The 16,985-nt window shown below is 48.6% G+C and carries 15 protein-coding genes; 9 read left to right on the top strand and 6 right to left on the bottom strand.

What is annotated here, in order from left to right; genetic code table 11:
- Positions 1-112 precede the first annotated feature (112 nt).
- On the top strand, positions 113-1,237 hold the full coding sequence (gene proB, locus NNX04_RS11830) for a glutamate 5-kinase (protein ID WP_261945875.1): 1,125 nt from the start codon (positions 113-115) through the stop codon (positions 1,235-1,237).
- Positions 1,238-1,303: 66 nt separating this feature from the next.
- Here proB and NNX04_RS11825 read toward each other — a convergent pair whose 3' ends face one another.
- From NNX04_RS11825 to NNX04_RS11815, 3 genes are all read right to left on the bottom strand, one after another.
- Positions 1,304-1,915, bottom strand: coding sequence for a PEP-CTERM sorting domain-containing protein (locus NNX04_RS11825; RefSeq protein ID WP_261945874.1), 612 nt, complete (start codon positions 1,913-1,915; stop codon positions 1,304-1,306).
- A 51-nt stretch (positions 1,916-1,966) separates the two neighbouring features.
- The gene (locus NNX04_RS11820; RefSeq protein WP_261945873.1) at positions 1,967-4,483 is read right to left on the bottom strand and encodes an ExeM/NucH family extracellular endonuclease; all 2,517 of its coding nucleotides are present in this window, start codon (positions 4,481-4,483) and stop codon (positions 1,967-1,969) included.
- Positions 4,484-4,619: 136 nt separating this feature from the next.
- Positions 4,620-5,135 (bottom strand): MarR family winged helix-turn-helix transcriptional regulator, encoded by a 516-nt coding sequence (locus NNX04_RS11815; RefSeq protein ID WP_261945872.1) that lies wholly within the window; start codon positions 5,133-5,135, stop codon positions 4,620-4,622.
- A 336-nt stretch (positions 5,136-5,471) separates the two neighbouring features.
- On the opposite strand from NNX04_RS11815, the gene ectA reads away from it, so the two are divergent.
- From ectA to NNX04_RS11775, 8 genes are all read left to right on the top strand, one after another.
- Entirely contained in the window at positions 5,472-6,062 is a 591-nt protein-coding gene (gene ectA / locus NNX04_RS11810) for a diaminobutyrate acetyltransferase (protein ID WP_261945871.1), read from the top strand.
- A 191-nt stretch (positions 6,063-6,253) separates the two neighbouring features.
- Positions 6,254-7,528, top strand: a complete 1,275-nt coding sequence (ectB, locus tag NNX04_RS11805; protein WP_261945870.1) for a diaminobutyrate--2-oxoglutarate transaminase — start codon at positions 6,254-6,256, stop codon at positions 7,526-7,528.
- Between the two features lie 35 nt (positions 7,529-7,563).
- Positions 7,564-7,959, top strand: a complete 396-nt coding sequence (locus tag NNX04_RS11800) for an ectoine synthase (protein ID WP_007640072.1) — start codon at positions 7,564-7,566, stop codon at positions 7,957-7,959.
- Positions 7,956-8,882, top strand: a complete 927-nt coding sequence (locus NNX04_RS11795) for a TPR end-of-group domain-containing protein (protein WP_261945869.1) — start codon at positions 7,956-7,958, stop codon at positions 8,880-8,882. The genes NNX04_RS11800 and NNX04_RS11795 overlap by 4 nt, the downstream gene beginning before the upstream one ends.
- A 15-nt stretch (positions 8,883-8,897) precedes the next feature.
- The gene (locus NNX04_RS11790) at positions 8,898-10,307 is read left to right on the top strand and encodes a sodium/proline symporter (RefSeq protein WP_261945868.1); all 1,410 of its coding nucleotides are present in this window, start codon (positions 8,898-8,900) and stop codon (positions 10,305-10,307) included.
- A 170-nt stretch (positions 10,308-10,477) separates the two neighbouring features.
- The gene (locus NNX04_RS11785) at positions 10,478-12,805 is read left to right on the top strand and encodes a TonB-dependent receptor (RefSeq protein ID WP_261945867.1); all 2,328 of its coding nucleotides are present in this window, start codon (positions 10,478-10,480) and stop codon (positions 12,803-12,805) included.
- Positions 12,806-12,868: 63 nt separating this feature from the next.
- Positions 12,869-14,218 carry a PepSY-associated TM helix domain-containing protein gene (locus NNX04_RS11780; RefSeq protein WP_261945866.1) on the top strand — a complete coding sequence of 450 codons (1,350 nt, stop codon included), beginning with the start codon at positions 12,869-12,871 and terminating at the stop codon, positions 14,216-14,218.
- Between the two features lie 73 nt (positions 14,219-14,291).
- Entirely contained in the window at positions 14,292-14,756 is a 465-nt protein-coding gene (locus NNX04_RS11775; RefSeq protein ID WP_261945865.1) for a DUF2721 domain-containing protein, read from the top strand.
- A gap of 64 nt (positions 14,757-14,820) precedes the next feature.
- Here the strand turns inward: NNX04_RS11775 and NNX04_RS11770 are convergent, their stop codons facing one another.
- The 3 genes from NNX04_RS11770 to NNX04_RS22840 all read right to left on the bottom strand — a co-directional run bounded on the left by NNX04_RS11770 (position 14,821) and on the right by NNX04_RS22840 (position 16,975).
- Positions 14,821-15,282: a hypothetical protein gene (locus NNX04_RS11770; protein ID WP_261945864.1), complete on the bottom strand. Its 462-nt coding sequence runs from the start codon at positions 15,280-15,282 to the stop codon at positions 14,821-14,823.
- 109 nt (positions 15,283-15,391) lie between these two features.
- Complete coding sequence (locus NNX04_RS11765; protein WP_261945863.1) at positions 15,392-16,189, bottom strand: DUF1911 domain-containing protein; 798 nt, start codon at positions 16,187-16,189, stop codon at positions 15,392-15,394.
- A gap of 30 nt (positions 16,190-16,219) precedes the next feature.
- A complete protein-coding gene (locus NNX04_RS22840) occupies positions 16,220-16,975 on the bottom strand; it encodes a PoNe immunity protein domain-containing protein (RefSeq protein WP_315973047.1) in 756 nt (251 codons plus the stop codon).
- Positions 16,976-16,985 lie beyond the last annotated feature (10 nt).

Genomic DNA, 16,985 nt, shown 5'->3' with positions numbered 1-16,985 from the left:
TCAGCGAAAAAAATAGTGTAATCTCACGCCCGGGTCTCGTTCCGGGCGTGTTGCATTATGCGCCCGGTGTTTGCATAAAAATTTAACAAATTATTCTTGAGCGCATCTCTTCATGAGCAAAAGAAACATCATTCCCCAAGCTAAGCGCTGGGTAGTAAAAATCGGCAGCGCTCTCCTTACCAATGATGGTAAAGGTCTTGATGCCGAGGCCATTGCCGGTTGGGTCAAACAAATGGCTGAGCTGCGTCTGCGCGGCATTGAATTAGTGTTGGTATCCTCCGGTGCGGTGGCCGCTGGTATGCGCCGTTTGGGTTGGGCGGCGCGCCCGACTGAAATCCATCAGCTGCAAGCCGCGGCGGCCGTTGGTCAAATGAGTTTGATCCAAACCTACGAAGTGGAATTCCAGCGCTACGGTTTGCTCACCGCGCAAGTGCTGCTCGACCACGACGATTTATCCTCCCGCCAGCGCTATTTAAATGCACGCTCCACCTTAAAAACTCTGGTGGGTTTAAATGTGGTGCCGGTGATTAACGAAAACGACACAGTGGTTACCGACGAAATTCGCTTTGGCGATAACGACACCCTCGGTGCGCTGGTGGCCAATTTAATTGAGGCGGATTTGCTGGTCATTCTCACCGACCAAAAAGGCATGTACGACAGCGACCCGCGCTCCAATCCCGATGCGCAACTGCTGAGTGAAATCGCCGCTGATGATAATCGCCTGGAGCAAATGGCTGGGGGTACTGGTGGTGCCTTGGGGCGCGGCGGCATGATTACCAAAGTGCGCGCCGCACGAGTTGCTGCGCGCTCCGGTGCCGACACAGTAATTGTGGGAGGGCGCATTGAAAATGCATTGCTGCGTATTGCGGACGGTGAAAGCCTAGGCACTTTTTTGTGGGCCGAACAACAGCCACAAGCCGCACGCAAACGCTGGATCTCCGGCCAGTTGCAAACCCGCGGCACCATTATTCTGGACGACGGTGCAGTGCGCATGGTGCGCGAGAAAGGTAAAAGTATTTTGCCAGTGGGCGTCAAAGAAGTGCGCGGTGATTTCACCCGTGGTGATATGGTGATTTGCGAAGATTTAAACGGCAAAGAAATCGCGCGCGGATTAATTAATTACCACGCCGATGAAGCGCGTAAAATTATCGGTAAACCCAGTAGCCAAATCGCCGATGTTTTAGGTTATCGCGATGATAACGAATTGATTCATCGCGATAATTTGGTTGTCGGCTAAGTTTTTTATTGAATCTGTAAATATAAAAAAGTCCGCGCTAAAAACGCGGACTTTTTTGTTGTGTATTTACTTCTGCGATTGCGCTAGTTTGTTGCGCAGTGCGATAAATGCAATCATTCCCAGTAGCAGTAACATGCTGGACGGCTCTGGTACGGAAACGCTGTTGACCACCACGGATAAATTGTTAATGGGTGCAATAAATAATTCCTCGCCATAGGCATCGCTCAATGAGTTTGCGGTCAATGAAAGAATGCTGCTGCCGTCTGCGATGGCATTAAGCAGCACGGTGAATAAAATAAACTCTCCTGCTTGCAGTAAATTCAAATCTGCTGCGCTATCAAAAGATAATTCAAATAAATTTAACCATCCGTTGCCAGAGCTGCTGTCTTGAAGGCTGCCGTAGTTCATTAAGTCCAATTGATTACCTTGTGTGGCGTCGCCCCACATGATGCTGTGAATAGCAAACAGGTTCGGGTCGTAATTAAAGTCGAGGTCGTAAGCGCCGAGTGATGGTGAGCTGCCATGGTTCAGCCCGCTAATGCGTACGTCGATTGCAAGCGTATCGCTCAGGGTTAAGGCATTTTTATCGGTTGTTAATTCGATATTGATGGCATTGGCATTGGCATTCAGCGACAATGCCAAGCCAAGGGTAACTAAAAGTGCTAGTACTTTTTTCATAAAAAACTCCGGTTAAGAATAAGCGCCTCCCTTTACGGGAGGCTTTGTCAATTAATGAGTGGCGCAACCCGGGCGGGTGCATTGCAATGTGAGTGTGCGTGCATCGAGTGCATTGATGACGGCGTCGCCGTTTACATCGCGTTGATCAAATGCAGTTGGCGTTACCCCGCGTGCGTTGGTGACGAGTTGCACATCGTTTTTATCCACATCGCCGTCGCCATCGAGGTCCAAAATTAATTTCAATGAAACTACTAACGGATCATGATCGGATGAGCGATATGCGTCGGCGCTATAAAAGTTGGCAATTTGTGTGGGCGATTTAAATTCAGTGTTGTAGTCGAGGCTGATAGGTTCGTCGGCATTGATATGCCAGTCAGCAGTGAATAACACTTGTGGTGTTAATGAGCTGCTTGCCAAGCTGTGATCCAAATAACCGGCTTGCCCGTCGAACACATAAGAGTAAGCACTGCTGCCGCCGAATTTATGGATCAGATCGGTATAACCCGCATTGATAATCTGCGTGATGGGATCTTCTTTGGCGTACGCATTTAAATCGCCAATGATTAAATAATCCGGATCATTAACGCCGGTTGGATTGGTGCTCAGCCAATTCACCAAGGCGGTGGCGGCTTGGGTGCGAGTGATATTGCAGTTGCCTTGGCCATCGCCGATATCCAAATCGCCTAGGTCATTACAATCCGAACCTTTGGATTTAAGATGATTGACGACAGCTGTCGCAATTGCACGGTTGCTGTTGGCGCGAAAACTTTGCGCGAGCGCGGGGCGATTTTTGGTGTCGATAAATTGTTGGTCAATGCTTGAATCCAAAATTGCGGTTGTGCCAATCGCAGTAGCTTTGTCGCTGCGATAAATAAACCCGACCGCAATTTCATCGGTGCCGATTTTATTTACGCCTGGATTGATATATTTCCAAGTGTTGATTCCGTTAGCGGTATTCAGTGCTGACGCTAATTCGGCAATTGCGCTGGTGCTGCTGTAACCATCGTTTTCAATTTCAACCAAGCCGATTACATCGGCGTCCAGTCCAACAAGAGCACTAACAATTTTTGCTTTTTGCCGCGCAAATTCCACTGCTGTATTGGCACCGCGTGAGGTGGGGAAGCCACCGCCAGTGCCATTACCGTTGAAAAAGTTTAAGACGTTAAAACTGGCGATTTTTAAATTCGCCGCTGAATCTGTTACCGGTGTGAGTGGGCGTGCATTGGTGTGTAAAAAATTGGGTGTGACGGTGGGTAGTATGCGATACACACCAAAATCGTAAGTGATTACACCTTGTAGATTTGCCACAGTATCGCCGCTGCGCAGTGTGTTCTGTGCAGACAAACCGGGTGCGGGGAAAATAACCGGATCAGGATTTTGCAGATTGCTGGCGTCATCCATCATCAATTTATTTAAATTATTTTGCGCTTGTAATGCATTAGCCGCTGCACCGGGTTCAACCACATTGGTGGGCTGTTGCAAACGGCCATTGGCGAGCAGCACTTGGCCGAAGCGACCTAATTGATAGGTTTCGTTTACGGTGAGTGTTTGTGCAATAGCCACGGACATGCCTTCAATTTTTTCAAAGGTATCCAGTGAGGTAACCGGCAGTGAAAGAGTGGCTGGCGTCGGCAGGGCTTGATTGCTCGCGCACACGGCTACCGTTGTTTCGCTGAGTTGGGTTAATTGAAAAGTCTCTGCGATTTTCCCATATACGCGTACCCGATCACCCACTGCAACAGGTGTAGTACTGGCGATATAAATGCCTTCGGATGTGTCTGCATTGCCATCGCTGTCGGTATCTTCTTCTTGCACAAAAAATCCGCCGAGCTGATTGGCATTTTGGAAATCCGCAACCACGATGGCTTCAATGCTGACGCCGCTAGCCAGTAGCGGGCTGCTTGCGCCGGCGCCCTGAACAGTGCTGATCAAGGTGGCAGCGTCGCCGCAACTGCCGGTTGTTCCGCCATTGTCGCCGCCATTATTGCCACCGCCATTGCTGCTGCCTTGATAGGTGCCGAGATGATCAAAAGTATCTTGCGCGAAACCTTCCCACTCCAGCGCGGGGTCAAAACTGTTATTGATGATTGCATCGCCAGCGGTGATGGAGGTTTTGCGGCGCAGAGTGTTGTCGGCGGTGCTGGTAAAACCCGTGCCCCATTCGCTGCCGGGGTCAACGCCGACTTGCCCGATGCTATCCAAAATTGTGTTGCCATTTTTCAGCACAATCGCATCGTCACCATTAAACCAGCCGGAACTGTTGGTTTGGTTGGCAAGGGCAAGAATGCTTGCATTGGCGCTGCCATGGGCGAGTACAAAGACGCCGTTTGCGGGGATGTTGCCGATGAGGTTGATGGTCAGGCCAGCGCTATTGCTGCCGTTGAAATACATCTCCACTTTATGGCCGCTCAGGGCGATGTCATTGGTACTGCTGTTGTAGATTTCCAATGCTTTATTGTTGCTGCTGCCTTCTATGTATTCAGAAAAATACAGCGTGGCGGCGGCGGGGAAGCTGGCGCTTGCAATCAAGCAGGCCAGCGACAGGTGAATCGCTCTTACTGAACTCATGGTGTGCGCTCCCTTGGCAAATGCCCGATATGGGCAATTAACTGTGTCAGGGGCGCAGCTTAGGTGGGCTTTGTTACGGAGCTGTGGCGGGATTTGGACTATTTGGTGATGTTTTTGTGACTAGCCCATGGGGGCGTCAATTTTGTGGGCCCTGTTGGGCGATTGTCGCCTCGTCTACTTCCACCCTGTCCAGCGAGCCTATGTCCAAAAAGGGCGAGGCATCAATTGCTTCGGCATCCATCATTTCTGCCACGCGCTGCAGCGAAGCGATAATCATGTGCTGCTCCCAGCTGTGCAGCTGGTCAAACTTGCGCACAAAACTGTCTTGCAGCGGGGTGGGGGCGGTATCCAGCAGGGCATTGCCGCTGTCGGTAAGCTGCGGATGAATTTTGCGTTTATCGGTCAGCGAGCGCACCCGCGCAATCAGGCCACGGCTTTCCAGGCGATCCATAATGCTGGTGACTGTGGCTTGGCTCAGGCTCATGGCGTCCGCCAGCTCTTTTACTGTGCCGCCCTGCTGGCTGCGGATCAGCTGCAACAGGCGCAGTTGCGGGCCGGTGACACTGGCGGTTTTCACCAGTTGGCGCGAGTGGAGGTCGATGGCGCGAATTACACGGCGCAGTGAAGTGAGTACCTGGTCGATCTGGTTCATTTAAGATGTCGTCAGTAAAGGTTAGGGGGCGGGGATAGCAGCATGCCTGTGGGAGTGCTTCTTGTCATCCTCAGCGCAAAGGCCAGGTTATGTCACAAAATTATCACTAGACCTGTGCTGATAAATTTTGTACTATCAAAAATATACTTTGTGTACTAAGTATATTTTAAGGCAAAAAGTTTAATTAAGTGCCAATAAAAACGATTTTGTGCTGTTAATTCGATGTTTACTAAATTTTAATCCTTTCTTAAAGCCTTTTAATCTATTAAAAAGGCTTCCAATTGATTAGTGTTGTAATAATATTGCCGCTATCAAAGACGCACTATGGAGGTTTTTATGAACGCCAGAAACGATCTTTTATGGGACAACCTGGAGCTGCGCCACCCTCTACCAACCGATGGTTATGCTCTCAACCAACTGGTTGCTGCCAGCCCACCGCTAGATACCAACTCCGTCTACTGTAATTTGCTGCAATGCCAGCACTTTGCCGATACCTCGGTTGCCGCCCTGCTCAACGGGCAGTTGGTCGGTTTTATCTCGGCTTATTGCCCGCCGAATGACAGCGAGACCCTCTTTGTGTGGCAAGTTGTGGTGAGCGAGGCAATGCGTGGTTCCGGCTTGGCCAAGCGCATGCTCACGTGGTTGGTGGATCAGCCGGGCACCGAAAAAGCCCAGCGTCTTACGACCAGTATCACCCCCGACAATCACGCCTCCTGGGCGCTGTTTGAAAGTTTTGCCCGCGACTGCGGCGCCATCCCCGTGAAAAGCATGATGTTTGATCGCGATCGCCATTTTGGCGGTGAGCATGACGACGAATACTTGCTGCAAATTGCCCCGCTGCCCAACCGCCCCGACAAATCCATGGCCTATCACCTGGACGATCTGCGTGCAGGTTTGCGCTGCTCCAACCGGCGCTGGCTGGATTAATGATGGGCAACGCGCGCGGTGCAACTCGTTGCCCGCGCTGCGAACATCACCCATAAATCGTTAAACCGTTAAACCTTTAAGGGCCAAGCCCTACCCGAATGGTGATACCTCTGTATCGCCAGGGGAAGCTGCTATCCAAAATTTAGCTATTCCCGTTAGCACAAATCATATTCACCAAGAGGATGACGACAATGAAAATTTTTCAACAAATGGAATCGGAAGTTCGCTCTTACTCTCGCGCTTTTCCCGTGGTATTTCACCACGCGCGCGGCAGCTATTTATTTGATGATCAGGGCAAAGCCTATCTTGATTTTCTCTCTGGCGCCGGCTCGCTGAACTATGGACACAATAATCCGTTGCTTAAAAAAGCACTGCTGGATTACATCGAGCAGGATGGCATTGCCCACGGGTTAGATATGCATACTCAGGCCAAGTCGCAATTTTTGACCAGCCTGCGCGATATTATTTTGGCGCCGCGCGGTTTGGAATATCGCGTGCAATTTACCGGGCCGACGGGCGCCAATGCAGTTGAAGCGGCATTAAAAATTGCGCGCAAAGTCAAAGGCCGTAGCGGTGTAATTGCGTTTACCAATGGTTTCCACGGTGTCTCGCTCGGTGCGGTCGCTGCCACGGGTAATCAACATCATCGCGGTGGCGCCGGTGTGCCGCTGAACAATATTGAGCGCATGCCTTTTTGCGGTTATCACGGGCGCGATGCAGACACCCTCAAAATGATGGACAAATTATTGTCTGACCCTTCCAGTGGTGTGGATATTCCCGCCGCTGTGATTATTGAAGTGGTGCAAGGTGAGGGCGGTTTAAATGTTGCGGCCGATACCTGGTTGCAGGGGTTGCAAAAACTGTGTCGCAAACACGACATGTTGTTAATTGTTGATGACATTCAAGCTGGCTGCGGCCGCACCGGTAGTTTCTTTAGTTTTGAAAGCAGTGGCATTAAGCCAGATATTGTCACCTTGTCAAAATCCCTCAGCGGTTTTGGTTTGCCCTTGTCGATTGTGTTGTTAAACCCCGCGCTGGATCGCTGGTTGCCGGGCGAACACAACGGCACCTTTCGCGGTAATAACCATGCCTTTATCACCGCGACAGCGGCGCTCGAAACCTATTGGCGCGACCAACATTTTGCGCAGGAAATTGCGCAGAAATCCCTCATCGTACAGCAGCAATTAAAAGCCATGCTCGATGCATTCCAGCCGCTCACCCTGCGCGTAAAAGGGCGTGGTTTAATGCAGGGCATTGAATGCGCCAGCGGTGCTATTGCCGATTCAATTTGTCGCCATGCATTTGAACGCGGTTTGGTGATTGAAACAGCCGGTAATCAGGGGCAGGTAGTAAAAGTGTTTTGTCCGCTCACGATTGGTGAGGAGGATCTGCGCAAAGGCCTGAAAATTCTTGAGCTAAGTTTTGCTGCTGCCATGAGTGAATATGTCGCGCGTAAAACGGCATAAGTCTTTTGGCCTGATTAAAAAATAGAGAGGTATCTATGATTGTTAGAAAATTATCCGAGGCAAAACTGCAAGGTCGCACCATTAATGCAGAAGGGTGGGAGAGTAACCGTCTGTTGTTAAAAAGTGATGGCGCCGGTTTTTCATTCCATATCACCCGTATTTTTAAAGACGCGGTGCTGCCTATGCACTACCAAAACCATATTGAGTCGGTGTATTGCATTAGCGGTTTTGGTGAAATAAAAGATGTCGCCAGCGGCGCTATTCACACTATAGAACCGGGCACTATTTATATTTTGGATAAACACGACAAACATATTCTACGTGCGTTTGAAGAAATGGAATTAGCCTGTGTGTTTAATCCGCCGCTGATGGGGCGCGAAGTGCACAATGCCGAAGGTGCCTATGCGCTAGCGGCGGAAGTGATTGTATGAAGCAAGACTCCGCGTTTAAGCGCGCCTTTATTCTGCTGCTAATTGTGCTCCTGCCGCTGTTATTTGCGGCGGGTATTCAGGCGCAAAGTTTGCCGGAAAAAAAGGCCAGCGCTGCGGCAGAGCAGGCACAACAAATTGTAGAGCAGCTGGACGCACCGCTCTACAGTGCGTTTACCGAGCGTTATATTTTGGATGAATTAAAATCCCTGCGTACCGACATGGCCGCGCAGCGCGTGGAATTTATCCAGCAAATTACCGATCGCCAAATTGAAGCGGTTGACCGCAGCGTGAGTTATGCCACCAATACCGTCTCCAATTTTTTCTACATTATCGCCGCGGTAAGTTCGGTATTGGTGATTGTGGGTTGGACATCCATCCGCGAAATGAAAGAAAAAATGGGCACTCTTGCCGATAAAGAACTGCGCAAATTAATTGGTGCTTATGAAGACCGGCTGCGTGAAATTGAACAGCAGCTGCGGGAAAAATCCACCTACATTGATGAAAACCGCGAAGCCATTGAGCGCACCAAAGAAATTCACGCGCTCTGGTTGCGCGCTGCACAAGAGTCGGCGCCCGCCAATAAAATTGCGGTTTATGATCAAATCCTGGCGCTCAACCCACGGGATTGTGAAGCGCTCACGTACAAAGCCGATGCTGCACTGGAATCCAATGAGCCCCAGTGGGCGATTAATTTGTGTCAAAACGCGCTGCAGCTGGATGCTTCCAATGCGCATGCGTTTTATCAGTTGGCCTGCGCTCATGCGGCGCTTTCCCATTTTGACGATGCAATTAATTTCTTAACCAAAGCGCTCGTCAATGGCGATGCGCGTTTGGATGATTTCGCCAAAGACCCCGCGTTAGAACCACTCCACCATTTGCCCGCGTTTGAGCAGTTGCTGCTTGATGCCCATAGCACCGTCTAAAATCCGGGCCTTGTTATGCTGATCAGTTTTATTGTTTGCCTCGTACTTTTTCTGGTTATTGGTTTAGCCTCAGCGCGCGTGCGTAAAAATAATGCGCAGGATTATTATCTCGCCAGTCACAGTGTGCCGCCCTGGTTGGTGGGTTTGTCGGCGGTGGCCACGAATAACAGCGGCTATATGTTTATCGGGGTGATTGGTTATACCTACGCCGTTGGTTTGTCGGCCAGTTTATTAATGATCGGTTGGATTCTTGGGGATTTTCTCGCGTCGCTCTGGGTTCATCAGCGCTTGCGCGCGCAGGCTTTTAATAACGGCGAAACCAGTTATATCGGTGCACTGACGCGCTGGGCCGGTTTTTCGGGGCGTGGTTTTCGGGTAATTGCGGCACTGATTGCGCTGGTGTTTTTATTGTCCTATGCCGGTGCGCAGCTAGTCGCGGGCAGTAAAGCCTTGCAGGTATTACTCAATTGGCCCGCGTGGTTGGGGGCAGTAATCGGCGCGTGTTTGGTGATGCTTTATTGCATTGCTGGTGGTATTCGCGCGTCTATCTGGACCGATGCGGCGCAATCAATCGTGATGATTGTTGCCATGGGTTTGATGTTATTTATCGCGGTGCAAACGTTGGGTGGCGTATCGGCCAGCGTTACCGCCATGAATGATATTCCCGGTTTTCTTTCATTTGCACCTGCGTCGGTGGTATTACCCGGTGCGGCGGGTGTGGGTATATTTTTTATTGGCTGGCTGCTTGCCGGTTTTTCGGTTATCGCCCAACCGCACATTATGGTGCGTTTTATTACGCTCAATGCTGCGCAGAATTTTGTGCAAACCCGCCTGTGGTATTACGCCTGGTTTGTAGTGTTTTATTGCATGGCGACCGCCGTGGGAATGCTCGCGCGAATTTATTTACCTGAGTCGGCAAACTTTGATGCCGAGTTGGCGCTGCCGCAAATGGCGGTGGAATTATTGCCACCACTGCTGGTCGGCTTGGTGCTCGCGGGAATATTTGCGGCCACAATTTCCACGGCGGATTCATTGCTGCTGAGTTGTTCGTCATTTATCTCGCAAGACTTGGCGCCGCGTCTGTTTGCGGCGCGCAGTAGCACCAACATCATCGGTATAAAAATCGCCACACTCTTAGCAACCTGTGCTGCACTCGCGTGGGCGCTGCTGAATCAACAATCGGTTTTTGCGTTAGTAGTGTTGTCCTGGGCGATGCTCTCGGCAGCATTTGTGTCGCTTATTTTATTGCTCTGTCTTGGTAAAACCTTGTCGCAAACTATGGCGCTATGGCTGATGGGTCTTGGCTGCGGCACGGTACTTCTTTTGCATTGGTGTGGTATCGGCGGCGATTTATATTTGGGTTTACCGGCGCTGCTGGTTTCACTGTTGGTTTATGGCCTGGTATCCCTCATTAAGCGCCGCTGATCTTCGCTATTGATCTTTATGGATACCTGCGTTCGCAGGTATGACGAAAATCCTATTTTACCTGCCTCCCTGGTCTCGCCCCTGCGACAATTTGTCACTGTTCGTCGCGCCGCAAACTGCCTACTCTGCTCCTCAGGAAAAACCATTAAAAAGTAGGGTGGGTGAGACTAGTGAGACGGTTGTTGGCGGTTGTGCTGGCGGGTGCTGGTGTGCTGAGTATAGGTATGACCAGCGTTGCGCAGGCACATGAACAGGTGTTGAAAAAAAAGCGCGCTAAAAATCCGCAGCCGGTTGAAGAGGTAAAAGTCTGGGGTGACGCACGCGATGCGAGTCACGCCGGTTATACCAATCCCACCAGTGTGCTGACGCAGGAAGATATGGTCAGCATCAATGCGACCACCACTGAGGACTTGGTGAAATACGAACCCAGCCTGGTGATTCGCAAACGCTATATTGGCGATTCCAACGGCACCCTTGGCCTGCGCGGTTCCAATATGTTTGCCACGCCGCGCTCCATGGTATTTGCCGACGGCGTGCCGCTGCATTATTTGCTGCAAACCCGTTGGAGTGGCGCGCCGCGTTGGACCATGGTGAGTGCGAGTGAAATTGCACAGGTGGAAATTCTCTACGGCCCTTTTTCTGCCGAGTACAGCGGTAACTCCATGGGCGGTGTAGTGCTGATTGAAACCGCCTTGCCGCAAACACGCAAAGTGCATGTGGATCTGGATTATTTCTCGCAAGATTTCTCCGCCTACGGTTTTTCGGATCGCTTAACCGGCACCAAAACTTTTTTTTCCTACGGCGATAAAATTGGCGACTTGAGCGTTTATTTTTCTTACAACCATCTCGAAAACGACAGCCAACCCCAGTCGTTTTATTATGACTATCGCGCAACACCCGCTAGCGGCGCCGCAACGGTTACCGGCGCCATTGTGCAGCGCGATGTCTATGGTAAGCCCGCTTACTACTACGGCGATACCGGCGTTGAACAAGCGCAAACTGATAATTTTAAAATCAAATTAGGTTACGACTTTAGCGACGACTGGTCAGCATTGCTCAACCTTGCCTATGAAGATCGCAATACCCTGCGCGATGCCGCCAACAGCTATTTGCGCAATGCCGATGGCAGCACAGCCTGGGCGGGAAATTTTGTGCAGGACGGTATTGGCATGAATATCGCCGCTGGGCGCTTGGGTAATAGTGAGTTGGAACGCAAAAGTTTATCGACCGGCCTGCGCGTAAAAGGAAAATTGAATGATCAATTGCGTGTGGAAACCAATCTCAGCGATTTCCGTATTCTCAAAGACAATAGCATTAGCTCTAGTCGCAACCCCCAAGATCCACTCTTTAATAACACCGGCTTAACTGCGGATTATGACGATACCGGTTGGCAGACTCTCGATGTGAAATTGGTGCTGGATGATGTGGGATTGGAAGGCATGCAATGGCTGGGTGGTGTGCGCCACGAAGGCTATCGCCTCAATCTGAACCAATACAATTCCAGCAATTGGCTGCAGGGCGACAACGCCGGTTACACCAGCCGCAGCGGTGGTGAAACCAGTATCGATGCTGCGTTTGTGCAATTAAATTGGGATATTAGCACGCGTTGGGATTTAGCTTTGGGTGGCCGTTACGAACAATGGGAAAGTAAAAACGGTTATTTTAGCCGTAAGAATCCCATCAGCTCCGCTTTTGAATTAGTCGATGTGGATGATGCAAAACATAATCAATTCTCGCCAAAATTTTCACTCGGCTTCGTGCCTGCCGATGAATGGCTGGTGCGTTATTCCGCCGCGCGCGCCTATCGCTTTCCAATTGTGGAAGAGCTATTTTCCCAAAGCCAATCCTATTCCGGTTCTACTGTGCCGCGCCCGGATTTAAAACCGGAAAATGGTGTGCATCACAATGTAATGTTGGAAAAACAATTTGATGGTGGCTACGCGCGTATTAATTTATTTAGCGAAACCATAGAGGACGCGATTGAATCGCAAAGCAACTTCTCCACACTGGTAACCACTTTTTCTGCCGTCGATGAAGTGCAAACCGATGGTGTGGAATTGATCCTTAATTATTCTGGCCTGTTGGTGCCCGAGTTGGATGCGCGGTTTAATGTCACCTATACCAAATCAGTCATTGAAGATAACAGCACCGCCGAAGGCCCCAACCCAACCACCACCATTGAAGGCAATGACTACCCACGTATGCCACGCTGGCGCAGCAACTTATTGCTCACTTATCACGTGAATGACAAATGGGATCTCAGTGGTAATGTGCAATATGCCGATAAAAGTTTTGGTCGCCTGCAAAACGACGACATCGCCGAAGGCGTGATGGGCGCACAGGATGGCTATACCCGTGTGGGCGTAAAAACCACATATGATTTCAGCGAGCAAATTGAAGTCGGTTTCGGTGTGGATAACCTCACCGATGAGCAAAGTTATGTGGCACACCCATGGCCAGGGCGCACACTTTATTTAAGTCTTTCTTATGACTTATAACCTATAAAAAGTGGTAAAAATTCCTACCCTGCACAGAAGACGAATTCGAAGAGCCGCAAAAATATGAATGCATTAATTCAAACAAGCAATAATCAAAAAGCTCTTTATCGCACCATTTGGCGCTGGCATTTTTATGCCGGCATTTTTGCTATTCCGTTTGTGATTTTATTATCGCTCACCGGCGCGATTTATTTATTCAAACCCTATTACGAACACTGGCAAGAGCGTGACTATCGGGGCCTGCAAGTAACGGGTGAGGCGCTTGCACCTAACGATCAAATCACTGCGGCGCTGGCAGCGGTCGAAAACGGAAAATTATTAAGTTATCGCCTGCCGCAATCCGCCAATGAAGCCGTGCTAATTAAAGTGCAGGCGGATACCAACTGGATGGTGTTTGTAAATCCCTACACCGGTGCTGTGCTTGCAAAAGAGCGTACTGACGAACAGTTAATGAATATCGTCAAAACCATTCACGGCGAATTGTTGCTCGGTAATGTCGGTTCAATATTGGTAGAGCTGGCGGCCTGTTGGGCAATTGTATTAATCGTCACCGGTTTGTATTTATGGTGGCCGCGCAATACACGCGGCATGGCAGGCATTATTTATCCGCGCCTGCGCGAAGGCAGCAGAACATTCTGGCGTGATATTCACGCGGTGACCGGCATCTGGATTTCTGCACTGGCATTATTTTTATTAGTCACCGGTTTACCCTGGGCATTAGTTTGGGGTAGCGCATTAAAAGAAGTGCGCGCAATAGATTTCTCTGCACAACAGGATTGGAGCCAAAGCCGCGCACAAGAACACCAGCATTGGCGTGCGCAGGCCAGTGAGGTTTTTAATTTAACGCCCGCTGTGATCACTACTGCGCAACAATTGCAGCTCGCACCGCCCGTGGAATTAAGTGTGGCAGCCTCTTCTCAGGCTTCACATCACACAGATCACAGCGAGCATAATCATCATGAGTTGATGGCGCAAAGCTGGAAAGCCTCCTCGCAGACGTCTAATCGCCCCCAGCGTGCGGATGTATGGATCAATGGCGATGGCAGCATTGAAAAGCGCAGCGATTTTGCACAGAAAAAATTACTGGATCGCGCCATCGGTATCGGCGTGGCAGCGCATGAAGGTTATTTATTTGGCTGGTTTAATTTAGTGTTAGGCGTACTCACCTGCGCAGGCTTAATACTCATCAGCGTTAGCGGATTTATTTTATGGCGCAAACGCAAACCCGAATCAGCATTGGGCGCACCACCACCGATGCCCGCCCGTGTTGGTTTTACAGTAGTGGCAATCACCCTTGGTCTGGCAATTTTTCTGCCGCTATTGGCGATTTCATTGATTGTGCTTTTGGTAATTGAATTTTTTGTACTGCGCAGGTTAAAAGGTGTCAACCAGTGGTTGGGTTTGGGGAGGTAATGTTTTTCTGATTGACTAGTTTGTCTTGTCCTTATCATACTCTGTGACGCAATGAATCATGTGAGTCCAAAAAATGACCTCCTCCCCAGAACTGGTAATGAGTTTCGGCGATGTCGCCCACGCCATTCAGCTTGCGCTGGCGCCCGTGTTTTTGCTCACCGGTATTGCCGGTTTGCTGAATGTAATGGCCAGTCGCCTTGCGCGGATTATTGATCGCGGGCGCAGCCTCACAGAAGAGGAATTGCCCGTACATCTGCACGATACTGATTTACTTCACAAAGAATTAAGTCGCCTTGAACGCCGCCGCCACTATGCCAGTTCGGCAATCACGGCTTGCACTTGTTCTGCGTTGCTGGTGTGTATGGTGGTGGCGTTTATTTTTTTGCAGGTATTGTTGCAGGTGGAATTCAAATGGGTGATTAGCGCGTTATTTACTGCATCAACGCTAACCTTAATTGTTGGGCTTGGATATTTTTTGCGTGAGGTACATTTGGCAACGCGCACGGTACGGATTCAGATAGTGGCGCGTGCCAACTAAAAATGCTCGCTTTGTAGTGGAGGGATTAAAAATCTACCAAATCGATCTTCATTCCCAATTTTCACTATTCTTCGATCAGGTGATCTATGTCTACAGCAATCGGATTCACGTTTGCATCATAGGAGCGTCTCAACGTACCCTTCTTTCGTCTTAATGCATAGGCTCTCATCGTAGAAATGGGGGCAAACTCTAGCCCGTCAATCGGTGAGTGTCCTGTTATAACAGGAGTATTGAAATTTATATTTTTTTCATTATCTAAAGGAATTGTCCATTTTCCTCCATTTCTATTTATCATCAGCTCGCCTAAATATCTAGCAAAAAAAACCACCATTTTAGATAGTTCATCTTTGGGTAAATCTTGAGAAACTATGTCAAATAATTTCTCAAGGTTTTCGAGGTCCCTTAATGAATAATCAAGTGTTATTTGATTTTTTTCGGCGGTGCCTTTCAAATTTTCTAATTGATCATCCATTATCATTAAAAAATTTTCGAAGGTTTCTTCTGCTTGTTTTCTTGTAAAAGCCATTTTTCCTGCTAACTAGTTTTGGGGGGATGTAAATATATTTTTTGAATTTTTAATTCTTACGTATTTCACTAAAACTTTAAAATAGTTTTTTTGATGTATGCAATGAATATTATGAGAGCGATAGATCCACTGGGTAGTGCCAATGTTTTTTAATCTCGGAGTCGTCTATATTTAATAGATTCACTATCAATACAGCTTCCAGACTCCAGTAGCCGAAATAGAAATCCCAGTTTCCCTCTTCTTCATTTTCCTTGCTGTGATTGTTGTACCACGCTGACTGCCAACAGCTTGAATACCAATCATCCAGAAAGATTTTCAATAATTCTATCCGTTTGCCAGGTGCTTCTTCAAAAACCTTTAGCAATGGTCGATACAGGTGTGGAAAACATAAGGAGCTTGCTTGTGCTGTGTTTTCATCCCCTAGTGTAATCGCAATCTTGTCCAGATGTTCATCTTCACCTCTGTTGCCTATGCAGGCGAGGATTTCCAAGCAGTGTTCTTTGGATTGTTTTGTGGCTACAGCAAGGGATAGCCACCACAGGCTATTGATGTAACGGCTAATCGGGTGTATTCCATCAATTTCATCGTCACCGGTAATCCGTTCAAATTGTTGACGATAAATTTGTTGCCTTTGAGGCAACGTGCTGGCCTTTACGAGAAATATTTTTCTTGATTCAAGAATTTTCCCCACTTTTGGTTTTAGTGCATCAAGCGGTTCGCCACTTGAATAGCTGGCGATGGAGTACATTAATTGCAACTCAAACAAGTCGTTCGCTACTTTGGTTTGTTCGTCAGGAAGTGGCATAGAGCCGTCTTCCAGCGCAAGGGTTAAATTTTCTATTCCTTCGATGTATTGCGGTAAAAGATTCTTAAAGTAGTCTGCACTTTTTCGTGTATCTCGTGGCATTTCTTGTCGCTCGTAAACGATTAAAGTTGATTAATCACCATGCACTAATGCAGCGGGATAATATTTATGGTTTCGGTAGCCGCTATCATCTAGTTTGAATACTAATGTTACTAACGCGGCTTCAAAGCACCAGTAGCCTGCATAGCCAAAGTTATTGGTGATGTTGTGAGTATCATAGAATCCATTTTTAACGCACGCGGGGTACCAGGCATCCATAAATTTGTTCATTAGCATAGGTTGTTGTTCTTTTTTTGCCTCAAGGGCATCCAGCAGTAACTGGTAAGGTTTTGCATAAAGTACTTTGGTGCCAATAGGGCGATCTGTATCGCCTAGCTTTACTGCAATCCGATCAAAAATTGTATCCAAACCTTGGTTGTCAACCAGCTTAAAAAGTTTAGCAAAATAATCTGTTGATGCGCCTGCTGCTAAAGCAAAGGAAATCCAAGAAAATGTTTCTTTATATGTTGAAAAATCTAAACGCTCCCACTCGACTCTTCGATCTGCATCTTCTGGTGGCAATTCGTCAGCAAATTTCTTTTGCATTTCTCGATATTTCAATAAATCCACCAAATTGTGCTGTAAATTTTTAAGAGTATCACCTCTTGAGTAGCAATATTTCATCCGATTAAGAATGAGCCGACAAAGCCCTGCTGAGCCGCCCATTCTACCATATGGCACTAATTTTTCTGGTTGCGCTAATCGCTTTTGATAGCGTGCGATACTATCATCTATGTCTGCAATAGCCTCATCGAAATAGTTTTTATCTCTTAGAGAATCACGTAACATTTTATACCTC

It is taken from the genome of Cellvibrio sp. QJXJ, from assembly GCF_024452345.1.
Classification (GTDB): domain Bacteria; phylum Pseudomonadota; class Gammaproteobacteria; order Pseudomonadales; family Cellvibrionaceae; genus Cellvibrio.
Note: the sequence above shows the minus strand (reverse complement) of the source record. Positions and strands in the feature narration are given on the sequence as shown.

Bases quoted from the DNA above. Each gene is read 5' to 3' on its own strand.
- NNX04_RS11795 (WP_261945869.1), top strand. From the start codon at position 7,956: ATGAAGCAAGACTCCGCGTTTAAGCGCGCCTTTATTCTGCTGCTAATT.
- NNX04_RS11820 (WP_261945873.1), bottom strand. From the start codon at position 4,483: ATGAGTTCAGTAAGAGCGATTCACCTGTCGCTGGCCTGCTTGATTGCA.
- NNX04_RS11780 (WP_261945866.1), top strand. From the start codon at position 12,869: ATGAATGCATTAATTCAAACAAGCAATAATCAAAAAGCTCTTTATCGC.
- NNX04_RS11815 (WP_261945872.1), bottom strand. From the start codon at position 5,135: ATGAACCAGATCGACCAGGTACTCACTTCACTGCGCCGTGTAATTCGC.
- proB (WP_261945875.1), top strand. From the start codon at position 113: ATGAGCAAAAGAAACATCATTCCCCAAGCTAAGCGCTGGGTAGTAAAA.
- NNX04_RS11825 (WP_261945874.1), bottom strand. From the start codon at position 1,915: ATGAAAAAAGTACTAGCACTTTTAGTTACCCTTGGCTTGGCATTGTCG.
- NNX04_RS11790 (WP_261945868.1), top strand. From the start codon at position 8,898: ATGCTGATCAGTTTTATTGTTTGCCTCGTACTTTTTCTGGTTATTGGT.
- ectB (WP_261945870.1), top strand. From the start codon at position 6,254: ATGAAAATTTTTCAACAAATGGAATCGGAAGTTCGCTCTTACTCTCGC.
- NNX04_RS11800 (WP_007640072.1), top strand. From the start codon at position 7,564: ATGATTGTTAGAAAATTATCCGAGGCAAAACTGCAAGGTCGCACCATT.
- NNX04_RS11765 (WP_261945863.1), bottom strand. From the start codon at position 16,189: ATGCCACGAGATACACGAAAAAGTGCAGACTACTTTAAGAATCTTTTA.
- NNX04_RS11775 (WP_261945865.1), top strand. From the start codon at position 14,292: ATGACCTCCTCCCCAGAACTGGTAATGAGTTTCGGCGATGTCGCCCAC.
- NNX04_RS11770 (WP_261945864.1), bottom strand. From the start codon at position 15,282: ATGGCTTTTACAAGAAAACAAGCAGAAGAAACCTTCGAAAATTTTTTA.
- ectA (WP_261945871.1), top strand. From the start codon at position 5,472: ATGAACGCCAGAAACGATCTTTTATGGGACAACCTGGAGCTGCGCCAC.
- NNX04_RS22840 (WP_315973047.1), bottom strand. From the start codon at position 16,975: ATGTTACGTGATTCTCTAAGAGATAAAAACTATTTCGATGAGGCTATT.